The organism is Streptomyces sp. NPDC031274 (genome assembly GCF_055570235.1).
Map to the genome: position 1 here is coordinate 1 of NZ_JBVIHP010000176.1, position 1,636 is coordinate 1,636.

Below are 1,636 nucleotides of genomic sequence, written 5' to 3' on the forward strand. Positions count from 1 at the left end.
TTCGCAAGGTCGCCGAGCAGAAGGGCGTCAGCGTCGCGCAGACCGCCATCGCCTGGGTGCTCGCGCAGGGCCCCCGGCACGATGCCGCGATCGTCCCGCTCGTCGGTGCCCGCCGCCGCGACCGCCTCACCGAGGCGCTCGGCGCCCTCGACGTGACGCTGGACGAGGCCGACCTCGCCGCGATCGAGCAAGCGGTGCCGGCGGACGCCGCAGCGGGCGCGCGCTACCCGGAGGCACAGATGGCGCACCTCGACAGCGAGCACTGATCGCCCCCGGGTACGGTCACTGTCATGGCAACCGGCACCCTGACCCCCGAGCGCATCCTCGAAGCCACGGAGGACATGCTGCGCCGCCACGGCGCGGCGAAGGCCACCGTGGTGGACGTGGCCCGCGCGCTCGGGGTCAGCCATGGCACGGTCTACCGCCACTTCCGCACGAAGGCGGCCTTGCGGGAGGCGGTCACGAAGCGGTGGCTGGACCGCACGTCCGAGTCCCTGTCGGGCATCGTCTCCGCCCCCGAACCCCACGCGACGAAGCTGCGCCAGTGGCTGGCGGGGTTGTTCGCCGCCAAGCAGCACAAGGCGGGCGACGACCCCGAACTGTTCGCCACGTACACGGTGTTGACGGGCGAGAACAGCGGAGTGGTGGACCGCCACATCGCGGACCTCACCGGCCAGCTCGCCACGATCATCCAAGAGGGCGCCACCCAGGGCGCCTTCACGGCACCGGACCCCACATCCACGGCACGCGCGGTCTTCGACGCCACCAACCGCTTCCACGACCCGGCGTACGCAGGGGAATGGTCGAAGCCCGGCATCGAACCCGCCTTCACGGCAGTGGTCGACCTGGTCGTACGCGGTCTGCGCCGCTAGGACGTCTCCTTCTGCTCCTCTGCCTCGTGCGCCTGTGTACGACGGCTGCGGAGGCGTTCCAGGACGACCGTGCCGATGAGCACGAGCCCGATGGCGACGATCTTGCTCCCCTGGTAGCCGGCCATCCGGCCGTCCGCGACGCCGGAGCCCAGGAACGCCCAAAGGGCCCAGGCGATCCCGGCGACGATGAGAAGGACGGCCCCGACCGGCCCCATGCCCCACCACCACGGCGCCTGGGGGTGCTCGTCGGACCGGTCGCGTTCGTCGTGCGCCAAGGCTGCTCTCCAGGTCTGAGGCGGGTGGCAGTGCCCGACGCCGTCACGGGCCGGGGCAAGGAGAGACGGTGGCGCAGGCCACCTGGTTGCCTGCGGCGCGGATCTGTCCCACCGGCGGCCGCGGCCCCAGGGCTCAGGGCACCGAAGGATCCACCGTCGCCTGATGCTCATCGGCGAGGTGTTCCTCCGCCTTGAGCCACGGCAGGAACTGCACCCGCTTCCCCCAGCCGCATGTGTCGCAGGTCAACTGGCGCTGGACGCCAGACTTTTGCACGTGCACGACATGCTCGCGCCCGTGCTGGTCCCATCTGCAGACCTTGCTCGTGGTCATCGAAGGCATGGCGAACAGTGTGCAGCAGAAGCCCCCGGTTCCCTATGCGGAACCGGGGGCTTCTTTCAAGCTTCACTCAGCGAGCGCCGACGCAGGGTCGGGCGTCAGCAGCCCACCAGGCGCGAGGCGAGGTAGCCCTCGATCTGGTCGAGGGAGAC

General features: G+C 70.7%; 4 protein-coding genes. 2 read left to right on the top strand and 2 right to left on the bottom strand.

Going from position 1 to position 1,636, the window contains the following annotated elements; translation table 11 throughout:
- Positions 1–266, top strand: a 266-nt coding sequence (locus ACZ5CR_RS44705; RefSeq protein WP_468869277.1) for an aldo/keto reductase, incomplete at its 5' end; no start/stop codon positions are given.
- Positions 267–290: 24 nt separating this feature from the next.
- On the top strand, positions 291–872 hold the full coding sequence (locus tag ACZ5CR_RS44710) for a TetR/AcrR family transcriptional regulator (RefSeq protein WP_468869279.1): 582 nt from the start codon (positions 291–293) through the stop codon (positions 870–872).
- Here ACZ5CR_RS44710 and ACZ5CR_RS44715 read toward each other — a convergent pair.
- Together ACZ5CR_RS44715 and ACZ5CR_RS44720 are read right to left on the bottom strand one after the other, a co-directional pair.
- Positions 869–1,147, bottom strand: a complete 279-nt coding sequence (locus tag ACZ5CR_RS44715; RefSeq protein ID WP_468869282.1) for a hypothetical protein — start codon at positions 1,145–1,147, stop codon at positions 869–871. The two genes, ACZ5CR_RS44710 and ACZ5CR_RS44715, sit on opposite strands and share 4 nt — an antisense overlap.
- A 133-nt stretch (positions 1,148–1,280) precedes the next feature.
- A complete protein-coding gene (locus ACZ5CR_RS44720; RefSeq protein ID WP_468869285.1) occupies positions 1,281–1,487 on the bottom strand; it encodes a hypothetical protein in 207 nt (68 codons plus the stop codon).
- Positions 1,488–1,636 lie beyond the last annotated feature (149 nt).